General features: G+C 66.3%; 22 protein-coding genes. 12 read left to right on the top strand and 10 right to left on the bottom strand.

Annotated elements, in window-relative coordinates:
• The first annotated feature begins 2 nt into the window (after positions 1 to 2).
• Together aroA and rsgA are read left to right on the top strand one after the other, a co-directional pair.
• Positions 3 to 1280, top strand: coding sequence for a 3-phosphoshikimate 1-carboxyvinyltransferase (gene aroA, locus NA10_RS30845; RefSeq protein ID WP_157556853.1), 1278 nt, complete (start codon positions 3 to 5; stop codon positions 1278 to 1280).
• The gene (gene rsgA, locus NA10_RS30840; RefSeq protein ID WP_169812677.1) at positions 1247 to 2287 is read left to right on the top strand and encodes a ribosome small subunit-dependent GTPase A; all 1041 of its coding nucleotides are present in this window, start codon (positions 1247 to 1249) and stop codon (positions 2285 to 2287) included. Before aroA ends, rsgA begins: the two co-directional genes overlap by 34 nt.
• Positions 2288 to 2375: 88 nt before the next feature.
• Here rsgA and NA10_RS37255 read toward each other — a convergent pair whose 3' ends face one another.
• Entirely contained in the window at positions 2376 to 2516 is a 141-nt protein-coding gene (locus NA10_RS37255; protein WP_157556852.1) for a hypothetical protein, read from the bottom strand.
• Positions 2517 to 2749: 233 nt separating this feature from the next.
• On the opposite strand from NA10_RS37255, the gene NA10_RS30835 reads away from it, so the two are divergent.
• On the top strand, positions 2750 to 3283 hold the full coding sequence (locus tag NA10_RS30835) for a nitroreductase family deazaflavin-dependent oxidoreductase (RefSeq protein WP_067574219.1): 534 nt from the start codon (positions 2750 to 2752) through the stop codon (positions 3281 to 3283).
• An 81-nt stretch (positions 3284 to 3364) separates the two neighbouring features.
• Positions 3365 to 3682, top strand: a complete 318-nt coding sequence (locus NA10_RS30830) for a hypothetical protein (RefSeq protein WP_067574218.1) — start codon at positions 3365 to 3367, stop codon at positions 3680 to 3682.
• A 95-nt stretch (positions 3683 to 3777) separates the two neighbouring features.
• Here the strand turns inward: NA10_RS30830 and secA are convergent, their stop codons facing one another.
• The gene (gene secA / locus NA10_RS30825) at positions 3778 to 6609 is read right to left on the bottom strand and encodes a preprotein translocase subunit SecA (protein ID WP_067574217.1); all 2832 of its coding nucleotides are present in this window, start codon (positions 6607 to 6609) and stop codon (positions 3778 to 3780) included.
• A 405-nt stretch (positions 6610 to 7014) separates the two neighbouring features.
• On the opposite strand from secA, the gene NA10_RS30820 reads away from it, so the two are divergent.
• The 6 genes from NA10_RS30820 to bluB all read left to right on the top strand — a co-directional run bounded on the left by NA10_RS30820 (position 7015) and on the right by bluB (position 14380).
• On the top strand, positions 7015 to 8430 hold the full coding sequence (locus tag NA10_RS30820) for a WS/DGAT/MGAT family O-acyltransferase (protein WP_067574216.1): 1416 nt from the start codon (positions 7015 to 7017) through the stop codon (positions 8428 to 8430).
• On the top strand, positions 8414 to 8992 hold the full coding sequence (locus NA10_RS30815) for a DUF6912 family protein (RefSeq protein ID WP_373862455.1): 579 nt from the start codon (positions 8414 to 8416) through the stop codon (positions 8990 to 8992). The genes NA10_RS30820 and NA10_RS30815 overlap by 17 nt, the downstream gene beginning before the upstream one ends.
• Positions 8993 to 9233: 241 nt before the next feature.
• Positions 9234 to 10394 (top strand): ferredoxin reductase, encoded by a 1161-nt coding sequence (locus NA10_RS30810; protein ID WP_067574215.1) that lies wholly within the window; start codon positions 9234 to 9236, stop codon positions 10392 to 10394.
• Between the two features lie 234 nt (positions 10395 to 10628).
• Positions 10629 to 12047 carry a fatty acid desaturase family protein gene (locus NA10_RS30805; RefSeq protein ID WP_067574214.1) on the top strand — a complete coding sequence of 473 codons (1419 nt, stop codon included), beginning with the start codon at positions 10629 to 10631 and terminating at the stop codon, positions 12045 to 12047.
• Positions 12048 to 12142: 95 nt separating this feature from the next.
• Complete coding sequence (locus NA10_RS30800; protein ID WP_067574213.1) at positions 12143 to 13393, top strand: fatty acid desaturase family protein; 1251 nt, start codon at positions 12143 to 12145, stop codon at positions 13391 to 13393.
• A 363-nt stretch (positions 13394 to 13756) separates the two neighbouring features.
• A complete protein-coding gene (gene bluB, locus NA10_RS30795; protein WP_067574235.1) occupies positions 13757 to 14380 on the top strand; it encodes a 5,6-dimethylbenzimidazole synthase in 624 nt (207 codons plus the stop codon).
• A 238-nt stretch (positions 14381 to 14618) separates the two neighbouring features.
• On the opposite strand, the gene NA10_RS30790 is transcribed toward bluB, so the two are convergent.
• The 7 genes from NA10_RS30790 to NA10_RS30760 all read right to left on the bottom strand — a co-directional run bounded on the left by NA10_RS30790 (position 14619) and on the right by NA10_RS30760 (position 22810).
• On the bottom strand, positions 14619 to 15911 hold the full coding sequence (locus NA10_RS30790) for an acetyl-CoA C-acyltransferase (RefSeq protein ID WP_067574212.1): 1293 nt from the start codon (positions 15909 to 15911) through the stop codon (positions 14619 to 14621).
• Positions 15912 to 15996: 85 nt separating this feature from the next.
• A complete protein-coding gene (gene hpf / locus NA10_RS30785; RefSeq protein WP_373862456.1) occupies positions 15997 to 16671 on the bottom strand; it encodes a ribosome hibernation-promoting factor, HPF/YfiA family in 675 nt (224 codons plus the stop codon).
• Between the two features lie 229 nt (positions 16672 to 16900).
• The gene (locus NA10_RS30780; protein ID WP_084515506.1) at positions 16901 to 17545 is read right to left on the bottom strand and encodes a ComF family protein; all 645 of its coding nucleotides are present in this window, start codon (positions 17543 to 17545) and stop codon (positions 16901 to 16903) included.
• 15 nt (positions 17546 to 17560) lie between these two features.
• Positions 17561 to 19324, bottom strand: coding sequence for an MtrAB system accessory lipoprotein LpqB (lpqB, locus tag NA10_RS30775; protein ID WP_067574211.1), 1764 nt, complete (start codon positions 19322 to 19324; stop codon positions 17561 to 17563).
• A 164-nt stretch (positions 19325 to 19488) separates the two neighbouring features.
• A complete protein-coding gene (mtrB, locus tag NA10_RS30770) occupies positions 19489 to 21363 on the bottom strand; it encodes an MtrAB system histidine kinase MtrB (RefSeq protein WP_281180277.1) in 1875 nt (624 codons plus the stop codon).
• A 44-nt stretch (positions 21364 to 21407) separates the two neighbouring features.
• Positions 21408 to 22085: an MtrAB system response regulator MtrA gene (mtrA, locus tag NA10_RS30765; RefSeq protein ID WP_067523012.1), complete on the bottom strand. Its 678-nt coding sequence runs from the start codon at positions 22083 to 22085 to the stop codon at positions 21408 to 21410.
• Between the two features lie 77 nt (positions 22086 to 22162).
• Positions 22163 to 22810, bottom strand: coding sequence for a dTMP kinase (locus NA10_RS30760; protein ID WP_067574209.1), 648 nt, complete (start codon positions 22808 to 22810; stop codon positions 22163 to 22165).
• A gap of 72 nt (positions 22811 to 22882) precedes the next feature.
• Between NA10_RS30760 and NA10_RS30755 the strand changes: the two genes are divergently transcribed.
• Both NA10_RS30755 and NA10_RS37250 read left to right on the top strand, forming a co-directional pair.
• Positions 22883 to 23983 carry a glycerophosphodiester phosphodiesterase gene (locus tag NA10_RS30755; RefSeq protein WP_067574208.1) on the top strand — a complete coding sequence of 367 codons (1101 nt, stop codon included), beginning with the start codon at positions 22883 to 22885 and terminating at the stop codon, positions 23981 to 23983.
• 73 nt (positions 23984 to 24056) lie between these two features.
• Positions 24057 to 24332, top strand: a complete 276-nt coding sequence (locus tag NA10_RS37250) for a hypothetical protein (RefSeq protein WP_067574207.1) — start codon at positions 24057 to 24059, stop codon at positions 24330 to 24332.
• A gap of 82 nt (positions 24333 to 24414) precedes the next feature.
• On the opposite strand, the gene NA10_RS30745 is transcribed toward NA10_RS37250, so the two are convergent.
• Positions 24415 to 24778 (bottom strand): adenosylhomocysteinase (locus NA10_RS30745; protein ID WP_174562578.1); only part of this gene is annotated, 364 nt, incomplete at its 5' end.

The following is a 24778-nucleotide window of genomic DNA, read 5'->3' as shown; positions in this document are numbered from 1 at the left end:
CGGTGACTTTCTGGCCCGCGCCCCATGTCCGCACTCCCGTCCACGCCAGTGTGACCCTGCCCGGGTCCAAATCCATTACCAATCGGGCTCTCATCCTCGCCGCCCTGGCCGATGGCCCGTCCACCCTCACCGGTGCGCTGCGCAGCCGCGACACCAACCTCATGATCGACGCGCTGCGGGCCATGGGCACGGATATCGACGGCGACGGGGACACCCTCGCCGTCACTCCCCCGAAGGAATTCACCTCCGCGGTGGTGGATTGCGGACTCGCCGGAACGGTCATGCGCTTCCTGCCGTCGGTCGCGGCACTGGCCACCGGCGATGTCGCCTTCGACGGCGATGAGCAGGCGCGGATCCGGCCGCTCGACACCATTCTGGACGCGCTGCGCGGCCTCGGCGTCGATATCGACGGCAACGCACTGCCTTTCGTGGTGCACGGTATGGGCGGGCTGCGAGGCGGACCGGTCACCATCGACGCGTCCGGATCCTCGCAGTTCGTCTCCGGACTGCTGCTGTCCGCGGCCCGGTTCGAACAGGGCATCACCGTGAATCACGATGGCGCACCGCTGCCTTCGATGCCGCATATCGAGATGACCGTGCAGATGCTGCGCGAGGCCGATGTGCGGGTGGACGCGCCCGCCGACCCGCGCAAGGCGCAGACCTGGACCGTCTCCCCCGGCCCGATCCGGGCGGTGGACTGGGAGATCGAACCCGATCTCTCCAATGCCACTCCGTTCCTGGCCGCGGCCGCCATCACCGGCGGTGAGGTGAGCATTCCGCACTGGCCGCGCTACACCACCCAGCCCGGCGATGTGATTCGCGAGATCCTGGTGCGCATGGGCGCGGAATGTCGCATCTTCGACGGGATTCTGACCGTGCACGGCCCGGACCGCCTGGCGGGCATCGATATCGACCTGCACGATGTGGGTGAGCTGACCCCGACCGTGGCGGCCCTTGCGGCGCTTGCGGATTCGCCGTCGCGACTGCGTGGGATCGCGCACCTGCGCGGGCACGAGACCGATCGACTGGCGGCGCTGTCCACCGAGATCAACCGGCTCGGCGGCAAGGTCACCGAGACCGAGGACGGGCTGGCCATCACCCCGGCGCCGCTCTCGGGCGGGCAGTGGCATTCCTACGCCGATCACCGAATGGCCACCGCCGGTGCGATTCTCGGCCTGGCGGTGCCCGGCATCGAGATCGAGGACATCGGCACCACCGCCAAGACCCTGCCGAACTTCGCCGGTCTGTGGGAAGCCATGATCGATGGGCAGGGCCACTGAAGCGCCGCGAGTACGACGAGTCCGATGTCCGGATCCGTCCGGGCAAGAGCTCTCGTCCGCGCACCAAAACCCGCCCGCAGCATCTGGATGCGGAGGCGGCCATGGTGGTCGCCGTCGACCGCGGCCGCTGGGGTTGTGTGCTCGACGACGATCCGGAGCATCGGATCGTCGCCATGCGCGCCCGCGAGCTCGGGCGCACCCCGATCGTGGTCGGCGATCAGGTGGATCTGGTCGGCGATCTCTCAGGTAAACCCGATACGCTCGCGCGCATCGTCCGGGTGGCCGAACGCCGAACCGTACTGCGCCGCACCGCCGATGACACCGATCCGTTCGAACGGATCGTGGTCGCCAATGCCGAACAACTGTTCATCGTGGTCGCCCTGGCCGACCCTCCGCCGCGCTCCGGATTCGTGGAGCGCGCCATGGTGGCCGCGTATGTCGGTGGGCTGCAACCGATTCTGTGCCTGACCAAACACGATCTGGCCGCGGACTCCGAATTCGCCGCGCTCTTCGAGGATTTGGATCTGACCATCGTGTACGGCGGGATCGAGGATCCGCTCGAACCGGTCCTGGAGATATTGAACGGCAGGCTCACCGCGCTGATCGGGCACTCCGGGGTCGGGAAGTCCACCCTGGTGAATCGTCTTGTGCCCGATGCGGATCGGGCCGTGGGCGTGGTCTCCGGGGTGGGCAAGGGCAGGCACACCTCCACCCAGTCGGTGGCTCTGCCCCTGGAGGTGGGCGGCTGGGTCGTGGACACCCCCGGCATCCGTTCCTTCGGACTGGCGCACATCACCCCCGACGATGTCATCGGCGCCTTCTCCGATCTGGCCGATGCCATCGAGGACTGCCCGCGCGGCTGCACCCACCTGGGCCCGCCCGCCGATCCCGAATGCGCGCTGGACAATCTGCCCGGTAAACAAGCCCGGGTGGCCGCCATCCGACTGCTGCTCACCGCGCTCAATACCAATGATCCGTGGTTCAAGGGCGTACAGCCGACCGTCTGATCGCGGCCATCGGCGGTCGAAGCGAACACTACGACCGCGAGGTAGGCGAACCAGTCACCGAAACGGGCGCAGACGGTGCGGCCCGACATCAGGGGAAGATCCGCCAGGACAGCGGCGGTGTGTCGAGATCCGTTCCGGCGGAAGCCGATACCCGACCGGGCGGGTCACTGGCCGTCAGCTCGCCGAGTTGCGCGGCGCGGGCTGCCGATACGTACACCGTCTGCCGCATCTGTCCCCCCTCCGGTGGAATAGCGCCGCGATCCCCTCGATCGTCGCGAAGGAGATGACGTTCGGCATCACCCTGGGGAACGCCGCTCTCGCTCCCCCGTACGGGCTGCGGTCCGAAAAGCGTTCTTCCGCAGCGTGATCGACAGGCGGGCGGTCTGTCACCGCCGCGACACCGAGTCCACCGATCGACGTGGCATCCCATTGATCCCATGATTCGGTCTACCCTTGATAGACATGGCGAATGATCAGCAGGAGGGACCTGATATCGGGCGGCGCGGACTACGGCCGCGTAATCCGCTTCCGGCCGTCGGGCGGGCGCTCGCGCGGCGACCGATTGTCATGCGGACCGCACCCGCGGTGCGAGTGCTGGAGAAGGTGACGCGACGGCTCACCCGGGGGCGGCGCGGAGTACTGGATCTGGCCGGATTACCCGCATTGGAATTGACCGTCGCGGGTCGTAAAACGGGACAGCCGCGTACGGTATCGCTGCTCTACATACCGGATCCGGTGGATCGCAAGGCGTTTCTGCTGATCGGATCCAATTGGGGTCAGCGCGAACATCCGTCGTGGTCGGCCAATCTGGCCGCCGCCGATCACGCCGAATTACACGTCGACGGTGAGCGATTCACCGTACATGTGCGACAGCTGCACGGGGTCGACCGCGAACGCGCCTGGGCGCGCGCCGTCGCCTTCTGGCCCGGCTATGTGATGGAGCAGCGGCTCGCCGGAACCCGGACATTCCGGCTCTTCGAACTCACCAGGGCCTGAACGCCCGGCGTTAGCTCGGCGGCGAACAGCGTTGTCTCGGTATGGGATGCGCGCGCTGCCCGAACTCGCTAGATTGCCGGAGTGGATGACCATGAGCGGGGCGAATACTCGCCGCTCCTAGATGAAGACCTGGGCCCCGGCGCACCGGTAACCCCGGAGGTGCGGGTCGGGCGCAATGACGAGAGCGCGGGCCTGCCCGAATGCGTGCGCTGCGGTCGACCGGCGGCACTGTACGTGCGCGCGGTATGGCTGTCCATGCGCGCGGTCCTCAGCGGAGACACCGACGTGGACAAGATGATTCAGGTGAACGCCTGCGGCCCCTGCACCGGCAGCGTAGCGGGCATGATCCTGATCAACTGGGATCCCCGGCACTGGGGCGAATCGGTCAACCTCGACTGAACACCCCGCCCGCGTCGCACCGGAAATAACAGCGCCCCAGGCGTCTCCACCCGGGGCGCTGCTCCAGCATCCAGCCGAACCTCACACAGCCGAAATCAGCGGCGGCGCTTGGACTTCGGGGCCTTGTCCAGCTTGCCCTGGGCGCGGGCGGCCTCGCGGCGCTCGCGGCGGGTGCCGGAGTCGGAGTTGCCGTCGCCGTACTCCTCGGCATCGGAGTGCACGGCACGGTGGCCACCCTCGTCCGGACCCGAGTAGCTCAGGGCGCGCGGGGCGGGCTCGTCGATGCCCTTGGCGCGCAATGCCGCCGGAGCACCGTTGGCGACCGGGGTGGCCTCCTGGGTGGGCAGCGGGCGGTTGCCGACCGGGGACTGCAGGCCCGCGCCGACCGAGACACCGGCGGGCTGGGGCTGCTGCACCTCGACCTGGAGGTTGAACAGGAAGCCGACCGACTCCTCCTTCAAACCCTCCAGCATGGCGGCGAACATATCGAAGCCCTCGCGCTGATATTCGACCAGCGGATCGCGCTGGGCCATGGCGCGCAGGCCGATGCCCTCCTTGAGGTAATCCATCTCGTAGAGGTGCTCACGCCACTTACGGTCCAGCACAGACAGCAGGATCTGCCGTTCCAGGTTGCGCATGCTGCCCTCGCCCGCCAGGCCGTCGATCTCGGCTTCGCGGTTCTCGTAGGAGGCGTGCGCGTCATCGAGAACGGCTTCCAGCAGCTCCTCGCGGGAGAGCTCACCGACCTCGCCGTCGGCGTTCTCGCCGGTGAGGTCCCTGTAGTCGATGCCGATCGGGTACAGCGTCTTGAGCGCGGTCCACAGCTTGGCCAGATCCCAGTCCTCCACATAGCCCTCGGCGGTGGCGCCGTTGACGTAGGCGGTGATCACATCGGTGATCATCTCCTGGACCTGGCCTTCCATATCCTCACCGTTGAGGATGCGGGCACGCTCGGCGTAGATGACCGTGCGCTGCTGGTTCATCACCTCGTCGTACTTGAGGACGTTCTTGCGGATCTCGAAGTTCTGCTGCTCGACCTGGGTCTGCGCGGACTTGATGGCGCGCGAGACCATCTTGGCCTCGATCGGCACATCGTCCGGCAGGTTCAGCCGGGTCATGATCGACTCGAGCGCCGCGCCGTTGAAACGCCGCATGAGCTCATCGCCCAGGGACAGGTAGAAGCGGGACTCGCCCGGATCACCCTGACGGCCGGAACGACCGCGCAGCTGATTGTCGATACGACGCGATTCATGCCGTTCGGTGCCGAGCACGTACAGGCCACCGGCCTCGCGCACCGCCTCGGCGTCGGCCTCGGTCTGCTCCTTGACGCGCTCGAGCGCGGGCAGCCAGGCCGCCTCGTACTCGGCCGGGGTCTCGACCGGATCCAGGCCCTGCCGGCGCAGCAGGATGTCGGCGATGATGTCGGCATTGCCGCCGAGCACGATATCGGTACCGCGACCGGCCATATTGGTGGCGACGGTGACCGCGCCGGGCCGACCGGCCTCGGCGATGATCTGGGCTTCCTGCTCGTGGAACTTGGCGTTCAGCACCGAATGCGGGATACCGCGCTTGGTGAGCTGCTTGGACAGGTACTCCGAACGCTCGACCGAGGTGGTGCCGATCAGCACCGGCTGGCCCTTCTCGTGCCGCTCGACGATATCGTCGGCGACCGCGGCGTACTTGGCCTCTTCGGTCTTGTAGATCAGGTCCGACTGGTCGGCGCGGATCATCGGCTTGTTGGTCGGGATCGGCACCACGCCCAGACCGTAGGTCTGGTGCAGCTCCGCCGCCTCGGTCTCGGCGGTACCGGTCATACCGGACAGCTTGTCGTAGAGGCGGAAGTAGTTCTGCAGCGTGATGGTCGCCAGCGTCTGGTTCTCCGGCTGGATCTCGACCGCTTCCTTGGCCTCGATCGCCTGATGCATGCCCTCGTTGTAGCGGCGGCCCACCAGGATTCGGCCGGTGAACTCGTCGACGATGATGACCTCGCCGTCGCGGACGATGTAATCCTTGTCGCGGGTGTACAGCTCCTTCGCCTTGATGGCGTTGTTCAGGTAGCTGACCAGCGGGGAGTTCGCGGCCTCGTACAGATTGTCGATACCGAGCTGATCCTCGACGAATTCGACGCCCGCCTCGTGCACGCCGATGGTGCGCTTCTTGATGTCGACCTCGTAGTGCAGGTCCTTCTTCAACAGCGGCGCGATCCGCGCGAACTCGGCGTACCACTTCGAGGAGGCGTCGGCCGGACCCGAGATGATCAACGGCGTGCGTGCCTCGTCGATCAGAATCGAGTCGACCTCGTCGACGATGGCGAAGTTATGGCCGCGCTGCACCAGATCGTCCAGCGAGTGCGTCATATTGTCGCGCAGGTAATCGAAGCCGAACTCGTTGTTCGTGCCGTAGGTGATATCCGCGCCGTAGGCCACGCGGCGCTCGGCCGGGGTCATACCGCCCAGGATCACACCGACCTCGAGACCGAGGAAGCGGTGCACGCGGCCCATCCACTCGGCATCGCGCTTGGCGAGGTAGTCGTTGACGGTGACCACGTGCACGCCGTCGCCGCTGATGGCGTTCAGGTAGGCGGGCAGCACACAGGTCAGGGTCTTGCCTTCACCGGTCTTCATCTCCGACACATTGCCGATGTGCAGGGCCGCGCCACCCATGATCTGCACCTTGTAGTGCTTCTGGTTCAGCACCCGCCAGGAGGCTTCCCGAGCGGTCGCGAAGGCCTCCAGCAGCAGTTCGTCGAGGGATTCACCCTCGGCGTAGCGCTCGCGGAACTCCTCGGTCTTGGCTTGCAACTCGGCGTCGGACAGCGCCGTGAACTCCTCGTCCAAGGCGATGACTTCATCCGCCAGGTTCGCAAGCCGCTTGACCGTGCGACCTTCACCAATCCGTAGCAACCTCGAAAGCGTCAGCGCAGGCACGGGTCTTGTAGTCCTCTGGTCGGTGTTGTCGGTAGCCCCCACCAAGGCAGGGAGCGGTGCGCGCGAGCGCGCAATCACTGCCATGGTAACCGTGCCTATTTGCCCTGCGCTTCGCTCCGGGCGGGTTCGCGGCCCCGCGAGTCCGGAACCCCGGCGATCCGCTACCGAATGACTTTGTGTCCGAGGCTGTTTCAACGCCCCGGGCGTACCATGTACGAAGGTTCGGGGCGCGATGCCCGAACCGGGGGCGTCGGCTACGACGTGAAATATCGGGCAGTGGCGCCCGGACCGTTCCCCCAGGTGATCGGATTGCGATAGCTTGCCACCAACACCGGCGCGCGCCGCCGACGCCTCGGCGGGGGACTTTATGCGGGGGCACGGCAGAACTAGGGAGTAGCGGGCAGCGTGATCACCAGACTGACACCGCAGGACGCGTCGTTCCACCGGCTCGAATCCAGTAGTAATCCGATGCATATCGGCTCCCTCGCCATCCTGCGCAATGCGGTGCCCACCGGGAATTCCGGGCATGTGCCGCTGGATTACGACAGCCTGATCGCGCTCGTCGAATCGCGTTTGCCGCTGGTGCCGCTGTACCGGCGCAAGGTGCGGGAGATCCCGTTCGCGCTGGGCCGCCCGGTGTGGGTGGACGATGCGCATTTCGACATCACCTATCACATTCGCCGCTCCGCGCTGCCGGAACCGGGCACCGATGAACAGCTGCTCGACCTGGTCGCACGGCTGGCGTCCAGGCCGCTGGACAGCACCCGGCCGCTGTGGGAGATGTACTTCGTCGAGGGGCTCTCGGACGGGCGGTCGGCGGTCTTCACCAAAACGCATTCGGCACTGGTGGACGGGGATTCGGCGCTGGAGATCGGCCATGTGATCCTGGACACCTCCGCCGCCCCGCGCGAGGTCGCCGACGATGCCTGGATCGCGCATCGCGAACCCGCCGATCTGGAACTGCTGGTGGGAGCGGTCCTGCATCTGGCGACGCAACCGCGCGAGGCACTCGAGGTGATGCGGCATCACGGCGCGGAGGCGTTCGCGGTGGTCGACGCCACCGGCAAGGCCGTGCAGAAGATGGTCTCCATGCTGCGCGCCGCGGCGCTGGGCGCACCGGACAGTCCGCTCAATACCCGCACCTCACGCAATCGGCGGGTGGAGGTGGTGCGCACCGATCTGGAGGACTACCGCAAGATCCGCAAGCGCTTCGACTGCTCCATCAATGATGTGATCCTGGCCGTGGTGACGGGCGCGCTGCGCAATTGGCTGCTCTCGCGCGGGCAGGTGCTCACCGAGGCCGACACCTTGCGCGCGGTGGTCCCGATGTCCGTGTATTCGGATGGCGCGGAATTGAAACCCGCGGGCGAGGTCACGTCCCTGCTGGTGGATCTGCCGGTGGGCGAACCCAATCCGGTGATCCGGATGTCGCATATCAAGCACGCCACCGAGGCGCACGCCCGGCATCAATTGGGGGTGCGGGCGCGCACGCTGGTCCATATGGCCGGATTCGCTCCGGCGAGCCTGCATGCCATGAGTGTGCGATCAGCGAGTACCTTTGCCGAGCACACGTTCAATCTGGTGATCACCAATGCGCCGGGTCCGCAGCAGCCGATGTACATCGGCGGAGCGCGGATGCTGGAGATGTACCCGGTGTCGCCGCTGCTGCGCAATCAGGCTTTGAGTATCGGACTCACCTCCTATGACGGGCGGGTCTACTACGGGCTCACCGCCGATCGCGACGCAATGGCCGATATCGCGGTGCTGACCGCTTCGGTGCACGAGTCGATGGAGGAGATGCTCGGTGCCTGCGTCCAGTGAGTCGTCCGGCGTGGCGAAGAAGCTACGCGTGTACGTCCCGGCCACCGTGCCGATGCTGCGGGAACTGGTCACCGACCGGGAGATCCGAGCCATCAACGACACCGCGTTCGCCGTCACGCCCGCACTGCGCGAGGCGTACGTCTCCGGGGATGACGACGAACTCGCCGAGGTCGCCATGGCGGAGGCCGCGCGGGCGTCGCTGCGGCTGCTGGCCGAGGACTCCGCGCTCGACGCCAAGGACGATTCGGACGACGATGCGAGCCCCGCGCGCGGGCCGATCTTCCGCCGGGCGGTCATCGCGGCCGATGTCGACGGGACCACCCTGCGTCCCGATCTCGACGATGCGGTGGTGCGGCTCTCCGCGGCCATCCCGTACTCCGCGATCGCCTCGGTGCACGTGGATCTGGCCGAGGCCGAGCCCACGGTGGCCAAGGCCGTGGATGTCATCGACGCCGCCGATATGGGTGACACGGACGCCGAGTTCGTCCTCGGCGATGCCGAAGACCACCAGTTGGCCTGGTACGCGGCGCAGGAACTACCATTCCTGCTCGATCTCCTCTAGGCGACCCTCTTTCCTGTCTGACGGCGGCGTCGTAACCTACGATGCCGTAACCTTGTTGTGACAGCGTGCGATCGAGGTCCCCGAGGGCGTTCGGTCGTGGCGCGCGGGCATGGTGAGCAGCGATGATGCTGCCCTGTGCGGCTGACTGTCACCGCTGCGGTGACAGCGCCTGCGACCCGTTCGGGGTCGCGTATGACGACACTGCGCTCTGAGCGCACGACCGACAGGAACGTTCGGGACAATGGCATCGAAGAGTGGCGGATTCTCCGCGCGGGGACTCCGGGAGTGGCTGGAGGCTCCGGTCTCCGAGGGCGCGACCGCGGGACGCACGAAGTTGAATGCGCTGCGTGGTGCGGCCGCACGGGTCACCACTCCCCTGCTGCCCGATGACTATCTGCATCTGGTTAATCCGCTGTGGTCCGCGCGCGAGTTGCGCGGGCGCATCGTGGAGGTCCGCAAGGAGACCGCGGATTCGGTCACGCTGGTGATCAAGCCGGGCTGGGGTTTCGATTTCAAATTCGCCCCGGGTCAGTACATCGGCATCGGCGTGCTGGTGCAGGGCCGCTGGCATTGGCGGTCGTATTCGCTGACCTGCCCGCCGGATTGGACCGATCCCGAGCACAAGAGCAAGCGGCTCATCTCGATCGCGGTGAAGGCCATGCCGGAGGGGTTCCTGTCGAGCCATCTGGTCAACGGCGTCGCCGTGGGCAGTGTGGTGCGGCTGGCCGCGCCGCAGGGCGGATTCGTCCTGCCCGAGCCGCCGCCATCGAAGGTGCTGTTCCTGACCGCGGGTTCCGGAATCACCCCCGTGATGGCCATGCTGCGCACCATGGATCGGCGCGGTGTGGTCCCGGATGTGGTGCATGTGCACTCCGCGCGCACGCCGGACGATGTCATGTTCGGCAGCGACCTGCGCGAATTGCATGACAAGCACCCGAGTTTCACCGCGAACCTGCATTACACGGGCGAGAACGGCAAGTTCGCGCTCGCCGATCTGGATGAGCTCGTGCCCGACTGGCGTGAGCGCGACACCTGGGCGTGCGGCCCGCTGGGTATGCTCGACGAGATCGAAAAGCATTGGGCGACGGCCGATATCATCGAGAAGCTGCATGTGGAGCGCTTCGAGATCGAGCGTTCGGCCACCGGCGAGGGCGGCACCGTCACCTTCGCGCGCACCGGCAAGTCCGTCGAAATCGACGGCGCCACCACCCTGCTGCAGGCCGGTGAGGGTGCGGGCGTGCAGATGCCGTTCGGCTGCCGCATGGGCATCTGCCAAACCTGTGTGGTGACCATCACCGACGGTCATGTGCGCGATCTGCGCAATGGAAACGAGCGCCGCGCGGGCGACAAGGTGCAGACCTGCATCTCGGCCGCCGCGGGCGATTGCACTCTTGACGTGTAACGCACACACCAGCCACCCCATGGCCGCCCTGTAACAGCTACGCTCGATGACAGCCCTCGCCTCCGATAGCACCTTCCTCACGATTCCCCCTAAGTTCGCGGCCCGTCTCGGTTCTGGACCGAGTGGAGCGGGGGAGCGAAGCGGAGGATCGGAGGCAGGGAAGAACCGAGACTCCCAGGGCCGCGAACCCGCCCGTAGCGAAGCGAAGGGCAATTAAACACGGAAGGATCGCCGGTGGCTATCACCGACATCAAGACGTTCGCCCACCTCACCGAGGCGGATATCGAGACTCTGGGTCAGGAACTCGACACCATCCGCAGGAATGTGGAACTGTCGCTGGGCGAACGGGATGCGAAGTACATCCGTCGTGTCATTCGCGCTCAGCGGGTGCTGGAGGCCGCGGGCCGCGCGACGCTATTCGCGAGCAAGAACCGCTGGGCGTGGCTCGGCGGTACCGCGCTCCTGTCGGTTGCCAAGATCATCGAGAACATGGAGCTCGGGCACAACATCAGCCACGGGCAATGGGATTGGATGAACGACCCGGAGATCCACTCCACCACGTGGGAGTGGGATATGACCGGTACGTCGGAGCAGTGGAAGACGGCGCACAACTACTCCCATCACACCTACACCAACATCCTCGATATGGATGAGGATCTGGGCTTCGGCATTCTGCGGATGACCCGGGACGAGGAGTGGCGGCCCATCAATCTCGCTCAGCCGTTCGCCAATCTCGTCTTGGCGGCGCTGTTCGAGTGGGGAATCGCTCTGCATGATCTCGATGCGGCGAAGAAGCAGCTCGGGATTCCGCAGGATCAGTGGTTCTCCGAGCCGACCAAGGCGTTTCTCCGCAAGGCCGGCAAGCAGGTGGCCAAGGACTTCGTGATCTACCCGGCGATCACGGGTCCGGCGTGGAAGCAGACGCTGAAGGCGAACGCGTCCGCGCGTCTCATCGCGAATCTGTGGGAGTACGCGGTTATTTTCTGCGGACATTTCCCGGACGGCGCCCAGAAATTCACCGTGGAGCAATTCGACAACGAGACGCAGGGCGAGTGGTACCTGCGGCAGATGCTGGGCAGCGCCAATTTCGAGGCGGGTCCGGCCATGGCGTTGATGAGCGGCAACCTCAGCTTCCAGATCGAGCATCACCTGTTCCCGGATCTGCCGAGCAACCGGTACGCCGAGGTCTCGGTGAAGGTCAAGGAGCTGTGCGACAAATACGATCTGCCGTACACCACCGGCTCGATGGGTAAGCAGTATCTGCTGGCATTCCGCACCATTCACAAACTGGCGCTGCCGGATCAGTGGCTCAAGCGCACGTCCGATGACGCGCCGGAGACCTCTTCCGAACGCAAATTCGCGGGTGTCACTTTGCCGCCGCTGCCGTCCATGCCCTCCCTGCAGGATGGTCAGGAGTGGCTGGCCGAGCACAATTGGACCGGCGTGGACCCGGTGACGGGTAAGCGGCGCGGCCTGCGTTCGGCCATGCAGGAGGCCAAGATCGCGCTCAAGGAGAAGGCCCGCCACGAACAGGAAGTACTGCGCGAGGCGAAGGTGTCGCTGCAGGAAAAGGCAAGGCATGAAAAGGCTTTGTTCACCGAGAAGGCCGGACGCCGGCGGTCGCTGAAGGATATTCTGCGCCGCAGCCGCTAGCAGGTTAGGATATCGAACGCAATGCGGCGTTCGACACGTTACGGATTCACTTGCCCGGAACCTACGGAGCCGTAACCTACGGTACTGTAACCTGCATGGCGATCTCGGATGTCAAGGAATACGCACACCTCACCCCGGAGGATGTCGAAGCTATCGGTGCGGAGCTCGACGCCATCCGCCGCGAAATCGAATCCGACCGGGGCGACAGCGATGCCCGATACATCCGCCGGGTGATCCGGCTACAGCGCGCCCTCGAAATCAGCGGGCGCGGTGTGCTTTTCTTCAGTCTCTTCCCGCCGGCGTGGATCGCGGGCACGGCACTGCTCGGTACGGCCAAGATCATCGAGAATATGGAGATCGGCCATAACGTCATGCACGGCCAATGGGATTGGATGAACGATCCCGAGATCCACTCCACCTCGTGGGAATGGGACAACGCCGGTCCCTCCGAGCACTGGAAGATCACGCACAATTTCCTGCACCACAAGTACACCAATGTGCTCGGCATGGACGACGATATCGGCTACGGCCTGCTGCGCGTCACCCGCGATCAGCGCTGGAGCCCGTTCTATCTCGGCCAGCCCATCTACAACCTGCTGCTGCAGAGCTTCTTCGAATACGGCGTCGCCATCCAGCATTTGGAGCTCGGCAAGGTCGCGAAGAAGAAGTGGGCCAAGGACTCCCCGGAGTGGAAGCAGTTCGAGGCCGACCGCGCGCTGGTGCTCAAGAAGATCGGTAAGCAGGCCGGCAAGGATTACCTGCTGTTCCCGCTGCTCACCGGTCCGGCGTTCTTCGGCACGCTGACCGCGAACCTGGCCGCGAACATCATGCGCAATGTGTGGACCAACGCCATCATCTTCTGCGGGCACTTCCCCGATGGTGCGGAGAAGTTCACCAAGGGTGATGTGGCGAATGAGACGCAGGGCGAGTGGTATCTGCGCCAGATGCTGGGCAGCGCCAATATCTCCGGCGGCAAGCTGCTGCACTTCATGTCCGGCAATCTGAGCCATCAGATCGAGCACCACCTCTTCCCGGATCTGCCCTCCAACCGGTTGGCCGATATCGCGGTGCGGGTGCGGGCCATGTGCGACAAGTACGACCTGCCGTACACCACCGGTTCGCTGCCGGTGCAGTACTTCAAGTCCTGGCGCACCATCATGAAGCTGTCGCTGCCCAACAAGTACCTGCGCCGCGGCACCGATGACGCCCCGGAAACCAAGTCGGAGAAGGCATTCGGCGGCGTGGCGAGCATCGACCCGGCCACCGGCCGCCGTACCGGTCTGCGCACCGCCCTCGCACAGGGCCGCAAGCGCCTGACCCGCCGCGAGCCCGCCCTGGTGGGCTGAGCCCGATCGGCGACATAGTCACCGCGCCCCTGCCGATCCGGCGGGGGCGCGGTCGTATCCGGAGTCGGATTCACCGGCCGGTGTGGATCCCGGCCAAAAGCATGCCGGGATGACGGGGTGCGCGGCGCACGCCGGGTGACGGGCGCGGCGCACGCCGGATGACGGGGTACGCCGCACGCCGCGTTACGGGCACGCCGCACGCCGGATGACGGTGGCGGGCATATCGGACAACGGGGGCGGGCATACCTGGTCACGGGGGCGGGCGGCATGCCGGGAGTGGGCGGGCTGCCAGGAAGGGGGCTGCGGGAGCCTGGTTCACTGGTCGGTGTGTGTGCTGAAGGTCCGGTTGCCCCCGAAGAATGTCTGAGCGTCTACGACGCCATCCGTCTGCGCCGCGATGTGCGCTCGGAGTTCACCGGGGAGGTCGTGGACGACAGCACCCTGCTGCGGATTCTGGAGGCGGCGCATCGCGCGCCGAGCGTCGGCAATTCGATGCCGTGGGATTTCATCGTGATTCGCGATCCGGCGATGCTGGGCAAGTTCGCCGATCATGTCGCGGACAAGCGCCGGGAGTTCGGTGCCGCCCTGCCCGCCGATCGCTCGGAGACCTTCAATCCGATCAAGATCGAGGGAATCGTCGAGTCCGGCACCGGAATCGTGGTCACCCACAATCAGGCCCGCGGCGGCACGCATGTGCTGGGCCGCGCGACCGTCCCCGAAACCGGTATCTACTCGACGATTCTCGCCATCCAGAACCTGTGGCTGGCGGCCACCGCCGAGGGCGTGGGCGTCGGCTGGGTCAGCTTCTACGACACCCCCGTGCTGGCCGATCTCCTGAATCTCCCCGACCACATCAAACCGGTCGCCTGGCTCTGTGTGGGTCCCGTCACCGAATTCCAGCAGATCCCCGACCTGGAGCGCTTCGGCTGGCGCACCCGCCGCCCCCTCGAAGACGCCATCCACTGGGAACACTTCACCCCCCGGTAGCCGAGCGTCGACGTGCATGTAATGACGCGGGTGAACGTCGAGTGACTCCCCGCGTGAGTACATGCACATCGAGCCTGGATTCGATTGCGGCTCAGTGCGCTCCGGCGCTGCCGGGCGAGCCCGCGCCGAGGAGCGACGCCGCCTGCGGCATCGGCGGCCACCGGAATCGCCTCGCCCGCCGAATGGGCGGGGGTGCGGTCGACGGGCGGCTTCGGGTCGGCGGGGACTTGCGTTCGGGTCAGATGCGTTCGAGGACCGCGGAGGCTCCGATGCCACCGGCGGCGCAGATGCCGAGCAGGGCGGTGGATTTGCCGGAGCGGGCGAGTTCATTGGCCATGGTGGTGACCATGCGCGCGCCGGTGGCGCCGAAGGGATGGCCGAGGGAGACCGAGCCGCCGTGGATATTCAGGGTGGCGGGGTCGATATCGCCGACGGCGGTGTCGCGGTCGAGGCGCTGTTTGGCCCAGTCGGCGCTGGCCAGGGCCGAGACGACGGAGAGGGTTTGGGCGGCGAAGGCTTCGTGGATGTCCACGAAATCGATATCGGCCAAGGACAATCCGGCCTTGTCGAGGGCGCGCGGCATGGAGATGGCCGGGCCGATGAGGACCTGGTCGCGGGGGTCGACCGAGACGTAACTCCAGGAGCGGAAGGCGGCGAGGGGTTCGAAACCGAGCGCGCGGGCCTTCTCCTCGCTCATGAGCAGCACGGCGGACGCGCCGTCGGTCAGCGGGCTGGCATTGCCCGCGGTGACGGTGCCGCCCTTGGCGAAAACCGGTGCGAGCGTGGACAACTTCTCCACGCTGGTACCCGGCCGCACCAGGCCGTCACGGGTGATGGTCCTGCCCTCGGGCGTGGTCACCGACAGCACTTCGCTGTCGAACCGTCCCGATTCGATGGCCGCGGCCGCCCGATGGTGTGACCGCGCGGCGAACTCGTCCTGCGCCGCCCGCGAAATCCCGTGGATGCGGGCCATTTTCTCGGCGGATTCGCCCATGACCTCGCCGGTGGTGCGCTCCTGAATCTTGGGCCGTCGCGGCACCAGATCGATGAACGGCGCCAATTGCGCTGCGGCCGTGAGGTAATCCTTGGCCTTGGGCTTGCCCAGCGCGAGCGGTGCGGCGGCGTGCACCACCTTCTGCGGCAGTTTCACCTCGGCATTACTGGTGGAGTCACTCCCCCCGGCGATCATGATGTCGTATTCGCCGCGCTCGATGGCCGCGGCAGCGGACGTCACCGCCTGCAGTCCCGAGGCACAGGCCCGCGTCACGGTGTAACCCTCACAGCCCGGGTCCAATTGGAGATCCAATGCGATCTCGCGCGCGATATTCGGTGCGGCACTGGGCAGAATCACCCCGCCCCACACGATCGCCTGCACTTCGCCCTTGGGCAGTCCGGTCCGTTCGAGGAGCCCGCGCACGGCGGTATCCGCGAGGTCGATGGAGTCCATCCGGGTGTAGTCGCCGAACGCCCGAACGAACGGGGTCCGCACTCCGGACACGATTACCGCGCGACGAGCGCCTTTGTTACTCACGCCTCATTTGTATCTGATACGGGATGTAACAGCAAGCGACCGGGGCTCTGGTGAAGCCCCGGTCGAACGGAGTGTTCACCTGCCGCTAAGACAGTCGGATGATGCCGTAGTCGAAGGCGTGGCGGCGGTAGACGACCGACGGTCGGTCGGTCTCCTTGTCCTGGAACAGGAAGAAATCGTGGCCGACGAGCTCCATCTGGTAGAGGGCGTCGTCAACCGTCATGGGGATGGCGGGATGGGTCTTGGTGCGGACGACATGCCCCGGACCGGCTTCGCCGTCGAGGTCCTCACCCGCGTGATCATGTGCCCCGGACGACCCGTTCGGCGCCATGAACAGCGATTCGTCGATCAGCCCGGCCGTCGCCTGGGACACCGAGATCGGTGTCTTGTCCCCATGATGTACGCGACGGCGGTCCTTGAGCCGGCGCAACCGGCCCTCCAGCCGCTCCACCGCCAGTTCCAGGGCGGCGTAGAAGCTGTCCGCGCAGGCTTCGGCCCGGACGACGGGTCCCTTGCCGCGGGCGGTGATCTCTATTCGCTGGCAGTTCTTACGCTGACGACGGTTGCGCTCGTGCGTGAGCTCCACGTCGAACAGATAGATGGTGGGATCGAAGCGCTCGAGCCGAGAGAGCTTGTCCGCGACGTGGATTCGGAAATGTTCGGGGACGCCGCCCTCACCTAGGGTGCGGCCCTTGACGACGATTTCCGCCTGGGTGGCCCCGGTGGATTGGTCGTCGTCGGGGATGAAATCGTCCAGCAGCACCGCGGTGTCTGCGTTCTTGGCTGAAGGTCGTGAAGATGTCGTCACGCGTACCTCCCGGATCTGGCCGCACAAATCGCTCACGCGGCGGGATTGAAGCGTGTGCCGATCGAAATCGCCCGGCACATCATGTCCGAGGCGCCACCTCCAAACTTCGAGTTCGGGTGTCTGATCGCCACGCTAGTTCGCCAGCGACCTGTCCGCCAGTGTTCACGCAAATTTCGAAGAATCAAGCGTGGCAGGTAACCAGCGCGGCACGAAGGGTCACTCCGGCCTCGTGTAGCGCACGGGTCGATTCGCACACCGTGGCTCCCGTGGTCAGCACGTCATCGATAAGCACTACCTCGGCATTTGCCGGAAATCGGGCGCTGCCGGCGCAGCCGGGGGCTACGATGATCCGCCCTCGTAGATTGCGCTGGCGATCGCTGCGATTCAGGCCGACCGAATCCCGCACACCCGGGCGCATGCGCAGTGCCCGGACCATTCGGCAATCGGGCAGCCAACTCGCCGCGACGTGCGCGGAACGCAGTACCGGATCACCGCCGCGACGCCGGGCGGCCACCCGGCGCGTGGGCGCGGGGACCAGAATCAGGGGCCGCGCGCCGTCCCGCAAATGATCCAGCCCCCTGGCCAGGGCCACCCCCAGCGAGTGCGCCAGATCGGCGCGTCGCTCCTCCTTGGCAGCGAGTACCGCGCGCCGGGCCGCACCCCGGTAGGGCGCGAGCGCCCAGCACGGCACACCGGGATCGGCCCTGGGGCGCAGGCGGATCGGTGGTCCGGAGAGCGCCACCGCGCAGCGCGCGCACCACGCGGTGCCGCTCACCCCGCAACCGCCGCAGGCGCGCGGCAGGATCAGATCCAGCAGCTCCCCCATGCCCCCAGTGTGCGCCTAGCCCGGCAGCACCGGGACCGCATTGCCGCCGAGACCCGGAACTTCGCGCCAGTAGTATTCGCCGCCTTCGGGATTGCGGGTCAGTTCGAGGACGGCACGGGAGTCGGCGACGTATTCGTGGTCGGGCGAGACGCTGACCACGCGCACCGGCGGGGTGAGGTTCTGGGTGGTCTGCGGCTGGAATCCGGAGCCGTCCACCAGCACCCCCGCAACGGGGTCCACATTGCCCTCTCGCGTGACAATGACACGTTCATCGCTCTGCCAGTCCACCGAGACCGCGTTGGTGCTCAAACCGACCGCCAGGGGCAGCGGGGAGGTGAGCGCGAACTTGCCGCCGGACTGCGGTGCGACCACCGCGACGTACACCTTGCCGTTGGCGATCAGGGCCGCGCGTGCGCCCGAGGGCGAGATGCGCAATTCGGTGATGGGTCCGCGCGGGGAGTTGGAATTGGCGGTGGCGGCGGTCAATTCGGTGATGCCGACGTCCTGGACCGAGACATTGCCGGTGCTGCGGTCGTGCACGGCGCGGATCACCCGGTCGCCGTCCACGACGGCCCAGGCCGAGGTGCCGTCCGAAGGCCAGGACGGGCGGGTGAAGGTGCCGCCGGTGGCGACCGGGAAACCCTGGCCGTCGTAGGTCCCGATGATCAGCGTGCGGCCCGGTTCCGGTTCGGGGCGGCCGGAATTGGCGACGGCCGCGACGAGCTGCCCGTCCGGGGAGAGCGCCACCGATTGCAGGGTGTGCGTGGTGCCGAAGAAGCCGGGTGCGGCGGTGATGCCGTTCTCGGTGACCGCGACCAGTGAGCCGTCGCGCACGGCGTGCAGTCCGGCGCGATTGTGCGCGATGGCATCCGGGCTCATGGACTCCACGTCGGCGCGGTTCCAGCCGGTGGCGGCGTAGCGGTCGTCGAGCGGTTTGCCGTCGGCGAGCAGCAGATACGGTCCGAGCACCTCGGCCCCGGCGAGGGTGAGCACGACCTGGGTTGCCAAGAGCTCCTTGGCCTTCGGGTCGAGGGCGGCGGCGCCGGCGAAGTCGATCTGCACCCCGCCCGAGCCGACGCCGACATTGTCGGTCTCGCCATTGGGCTTGGTGATGGGTCCGCGCAGGGTCACCCCGCCCGAGAGCGGATTGCGCACCGCGGGTGCGAGCGCCTGCTGCGAGCCCTCGGCGAGCAGGCCCATGAGTCGTTGCGGCAGTTGGTCCTTGCGCGCGGAGATCCAGCGCAGGTCCGGAACCATGGCCATCCCGGAGAGATTCGGGAAGAACAGCGAGTACCGCTTGTAGGACTTGGCGAAGGCGGTCTGCTCGATGATGACCCCGGGCGGGAGTTCGTCGACCCGCCATTCGCCGTCGACCTTCACCATCTCGACCTTGTTCTCCAGCGTGCCGTCGCCGGCCCGGTAGGCGCCGTCGGCGGCGAGTTCACCGATCTTGCGGGCGCGGATCACATAGGTGGCGGAGTCGGCGGTGCGGGATTCGCGCAGGGTGTCGGGCCGGTCCACGATGGTGGTTCCGGCGGCGTCGTCCCAGCGCACATTGGCCGCGGGCGAGAGGAATTGCCGGGCCGCCTGATGCCGGTTGGTGGGGTCGGCGGTGGCCTGGAGGAAGTCGCGCAGCAGCTGATCGGGTTCGCGACCCGAAATCGGCGGGGTGGGACCGGCACTGGTGGGTTGCCGGTCCAGCGTTCCCAGCGCTTGCGGGGCGGAGGAATCGGGTAGGTTCGCGCACGCGGTGAGGCCCACCAGGCATGCGACAACCACCAGCGCCCTTGCGAGGCGCGACTGCGAACCCGCTTCCCCGCGACTTTCGCCGGTCGCCGGGCGCGGCGAGACTCCGATCCCGGACCGGCGGTTACGTCCTCGGCTGCGGTTCGGGATGGTTGGGAAGTTACCCACATCTCGCGAGATCAGTGGGTCACGTTCCCTCATTTTTCTCCATCCCCAGAATCCGCGAGCACGGTGCCATCGGTGGTGCCGGTCTTCGGTGAGCCATCGCCGTCGGGGGTGAGCGGTAGCGCGGTGTGCGGATCGTGAGGTGGGTCGGATTCCGATGCGGCGGGGGCGGTTTCGGGTTCGGCCACCGGTTGTTCGTAGGGTTCGGCGGTGGCCAGTTCGTAGGGTTCGCCGGTGGCCGGGTCGATGGGGTCGGCTGCGGCGAGCTCGAATTCGGTTGGGGTGACGTCGGTGTGGTCGGTCGCGTCCGCCTTGCCGATATCGAGGGCGAGTTGTTCGGGGGTGATGCCGCCGCGGGATTTGGCCGGTTCCAGCGGCAGCGGGCTGACGCCGAGTTTCTTGCTGCGCACCAGCGGCAGGGTGAGGCGGAAGCTCGCGCCGACGCCGATCTCACCCCATGCCTCGAGTTTGCCCTCGTGCAGGTTGGCGTCCTCGACGCTGATGGACAGGCCCAAACCGGTTCCGCCGGAACGCCGCATGCGCGAGGGATCCGAACGCCAGAAGCGGTTGAAGACCAGTTTCTCCTCGCCGGGCCGCAGACCCACGCCCTGATCACGCACCACGATGGCGACGGCATTGGCGTCGCCGTCACCGCGCATGCGCATGAGCACGGGTTTGCCCTCGCTGTGGTCGATGGCATTGGCGAGCAGATTGCGCAGCACCCGCTCGACGCGGCGCGGATCGACCTCTGCCACAAGGGGTTCCTGGGGCATGTCGACGACGAGTTCGACACCGGATTCCTTGGCCAGGTGCCGCACGGTGGAGACCGCGGCCCGCGCGCACATGCGCACATCGAGCGATTCCACCTGCAGCTCGGCCACACCCGCGTCGTGGCGGCTGATCTCGAGCAGATCGTTGAGCAGTCCCTCGAACCGATCCAGTTCGTTCACAAGCAATTCCGCCGAGCGGGCGAGGGCGGGATCGAGATCGTCGCTGGAGCCGTGGATGAGATCGGCGGCCATGCGGACGGTGGTCAGCGGTGTGCGCAGCTCATGGCTGACGTCGGAGGTGAAGCGGCGCTGTAGGTTTCCGAATTCCTCGAGCTGGGTGATCTGGTTGGAGAGGCTTTCGGCCATCTCGTTGAACGACATGGCCAGCCTGGCCATGTCGTCCTCCCCTCTGACGAGCATTCGCTCTTTCAGTCGTCCGTCGGCGAAGCGGGAGGCGATCCGGGCGGCGGATCGAATGGGCAGCACCACCTGTCGCGTCACCAGGGCGGTGATGGCGGCCAGCAGCACCAGCAGCACGATGCCGCCGATGAGCATGGTGCCGCGCATGAGGTCGAGCGATCGCTTCTCATTGGTGAGCGGGAAGATCAGGTAGATCTCGAGGGTCGGGATATCGGCGGCGGGGCTGCCGATGACCAGCGCCGAGCCGCGATAGCCGTCCGGATCGGAGACCGTCGCGAACTGATAGCTGACCTGGCGCTCCTGCACGAAATGCCGTAGCTCGGGCGGGATTTCCTGAATGGGTCCGGCGGACAGCTCGGATTGGCTGTCGCCGACCATGGCCAGCGCGGAGTCGTAACTGCCTGCCGCGCCGCCGGATTGGGAGCCGCCGCCCCCGGCCAGGGCGCGGCGGGCATCCTCCAATCGAGCCAGCTGGGTGCTGGAGTCGTGCACGCCGGTGAGGGTGGCCTGCACCGTATTCCGGGCGCGACTCATCTCCTCGACGGCCGCATTGATCTTCGCGTCCAACAGCCTGTCGGTGATCTGCGAGGTGAGCACGACTCCGAGAATCGTGATCACGATCAGTGACAGGGTGAGGGTGGACACGACAACGCGCAGTTGCAGCGAACCACGCCAGACGTGGCCCAGTCGCTCACCTACGGTGCGAAACCAGGCCACCACTACCGCCAGCCACCGCTGAACGCGGTTTCTGGAGCCAGCGATCACGGCGGTCCGGCCTTGTAACCCACCCCGCGCACGGTCAGTACGATCTCCGGATTCTCGGGATCCTTCTCCACCTTGGCGCGCAACCGCTGGACGTGCACATTGACCAGGCGGGTATCGGCGGCGTGCCGGTAACCCCAGACCTGTTCGAGCAGCACCTCACGGGTGAACACCTGGCGGGGCTTACGAGCGAGCGCCACCAGCAGATCGAATTCCAGTGGAGTGAGCGAGATCTGCGTACCGCCGCGGGTCACCTTGTGCGCCGGCACGTCGATGACGATGTCCGCGATGGACAGCAGTTCCTGTGGCTCTTCCTCGGTGCGGCGCAGGCGGGCCCGCACACGAGCAACGAGTTCCTTCGGCTTGAACGGCTTGACGATGTAATCGTCGGCGCCAGACTCCAACCCCAGGACGACGTCGACCGTATCGGTCTTCGCCGTCAGCATCACGATGGGCACTCCCGAATCGGCTCGCAGCACCCGGCATACATCGATACCGTTCATGCCGGGCAGCATGAGATCCAGCAACACGAGATCCGGGCGCAGCTCCCGGACCGCGGTCAGCGCCTGCGTGCCGTCACCGACGACGTGAGGGTCGAATCCCTCACCCCGCAAGACGATCGTGAGCATCTCAGCGAGAGCCATATCGTCGTCGACGACCAGAATCTTGGGCTTCATAAGACTATGTTGTCACCTCTCCGGCTCCAATCAGGCCGCCACGCCTACACTCGTGACCTGTCGGCGCACATCCAACCCTATCCGCCAACGATTTCCGCGAGCCGCGCGGCAAGTGTTGCCGGATCGTCACCGCTCCGATGCACCCACCACGTTCCGTGCCAGTTGGTTTCGGCAAGCTCACGGTAGACGGTTCCGGTCCGGCGTTGCAGCCCACCATCTTTTTCGTACGCGTCGAGTGCGCGCGTCGCGTCCTGCGCACCACGCTGCCGGGCGCGTTCCTCGGCGATTTCCACCGGGACATCCAAAAGGATCTGGACATCCGGGACAGGCATGGCAAACCTCGCAAACTCCAATTCGGCTACCCAGGCCACGATTTCGCCGTCGGCATCCTCTGTCAACCGGGCCGCCGAATAGGCGGCGTTGGAGGCCACATAGCGATCCAGCAGCACAATGTCATTGTCCGCCAGCAATTTCGAGAGTTCATCGCGCGCGTCGGCGCGATCGCGGGCGAACAGCAATGCCATGGCGTTCACCGAATCGGCGAGATCGCCGTGCCGGCCGCGCAGCGCCTCGGCCGCCAGATCAGCGTAGACCGAGACCCCGTAGCGCGGAAACGCCAGTGTCGCCACGCGTAGACCGCGGGCGCGCAGATCCGAGATGACGGCATCGGTCAGCGTGCGTTTACCCGCACCGTCGAGCCCTTCCACCGGAACCAGCACACCCATGGCCGCGAGCGTACCGAATGCGCCCGGGTGGGGCTCCCGTGGTAACCGCTCGAATGTCGCTATAGTCCGGCCATGACTTTCGGAAAGGTTAAGTCAACGCAGCTCAAGCGCACTTTCGCGGTCTTCGGAGTGGCCGTTGCCGCCGCCGGATTGACCGCCTGCGCGAGTTCGCAGGACTCCGGTTCGACCTCGGCGACCTCCGGTGTCCACGCCGATCCGCAGCGCACCTTCGATCTACAGGCGCATCGCGGCGGGCGCGGTATGACCATCGAGGAGTCGCTGCCCGGGTTCGCCAAGGCCATCGAACTGGGTGTGAGCACGCTCGAACTCGATATCGTGCTGACGCGGGACAATGTGCCTGCCATCTGGCACGACCCCAAGATCCTGGCCGAGAAATGCGCCGACACCGTGCCCGCGATCCCGAACGATCCGGACTTCCCGTATGTCGGCAAACTGGTACACGATCTCGACTACAGCCAGATCCGAACCCTGGATTGCGGTAAGCAGCTCGCGGGTTTCCCTGACGCACAAGAACTTCCAGGCAATAGGATCGCCCGCCTACCCGAACTCTTCGATCTGGTGAAGACCTATCCCGGAGCCTTCGAGAAGCTGCGCTACAACATCGAAACCAAACTCGAGGCCGAACATCCCGAACAGTCCGCCACTCCCGAGGCATTCGTGGATGTCATCCTGGGCGCGATCAGCGAGGCCGGTGCCACCGACAGGGTCGAGATCCAAAGCTTCGACTGGCGCAGCCTCCCCCTGGTGAAAGCCAAGAACCCGACCATCCCCACCGTCGCCCTCTATGACGACTCCACATTCAAACCGGACAGCATGTGGCTAACCCCCATCCGCTACGCCGATCACCCCGGCGACCCACTATCCGCCATCAAAGCCCTCGGCGCGGACATCTCCTCCCCCGCCTACGTGAACCCCTGGGACAGCGAAGCCAAGGTCGGCGACCCCCACTTCACACTCACCACCACGGCGGCGTACGTGGCCCGAGCCCACGCCCTGGGCTTGCGGGTCATCCCCTGGACGGTCAACGACAAGCAGACCATCGGCTCGGTCCTCGACCAGGGCGTGGACGGCATCATCACCGACTACCCGAATCGAGCCCGCGAGGTGATGAACGACGAGGGCTACCCCCTCCCCCCGTCCTTCCATAAGTGAGCAAAACTGAAACACGGGTGATTCATCTCTTGTAGGGTGCGACGCACCGGTCCCCCTGCAAGGAGCACACCTGATGAATTCCCGTCTTGCGCACCACCTCCCGCGTGCCGCCGTCGGCGCGTTCGCGATCGCCGCGGCGATCGCCACCGCCGGCACCACCGCCGCGGCCCCCGTCACCCTCGACCCCGTAGCCACCTCCTCCCCCTCCGGCTCGGCCGACTCCGGCTCCGGCGGCTCGGGCTCCAGCAATGTCGGCGGAACCGGTTCCAGCGCAAGCGAACTCATCAACGCCGCCCTCTGCACCCTCAAGGGCGGCAAGTGGATTCCCGTCCTGGACATCTGCCTGTAGTCGAGGCTGCCTCTCGACGACAGAAACGGGCCGGTCGCGTCTGCGACCGGCCCGATCTGGTTGTGCTACAGGTTATTAGAGCTCAGTAGCGGTAGTGCTCGGGCTTGTACGGCCCCTCCACGTCCACGCCGATGTATTCGGCCTGGTCCTTGGTGAGCTTGGTCAGGGTGCCGCCGAGGGCCTCGACGTGGATGCGGGCGACCTTTTCGTCGAGGTGCTTGGGGAGGCGGTAGACCTCGTTGTCGTACTCCTGCGGCTTGGTCCAGAGTTCGATCTGGGCGATCACCTGGTTGGAGAACGAGTTCGACATGACGAACGAGGGGTGGCCCGTGGCGTTGCCCAGGTTCAGCAGGCGGCCTTCGGACAGCACGATGATCGCGCGGCCGGTGTCGGGGAAGGTCCACAGGTCGACCTGGGGCTTGATGTTCAGGCGGTGCGCGCCCGAA

It is taken from the genome of Nocardia acidivorans NBRC 108247 (genome assembly GCF_001625085.1).
In the GTDB taxonomy this organism is placed as follows: Bacteria; Actinomycetota; Actinomycetes; order Mycobacteriales; family Mycobacteriaceae; genus Nocardia; species Nocardia acidivorans.
This window is presented reverse-complemented; position numbering and strand designations above follow the sequence as displayed.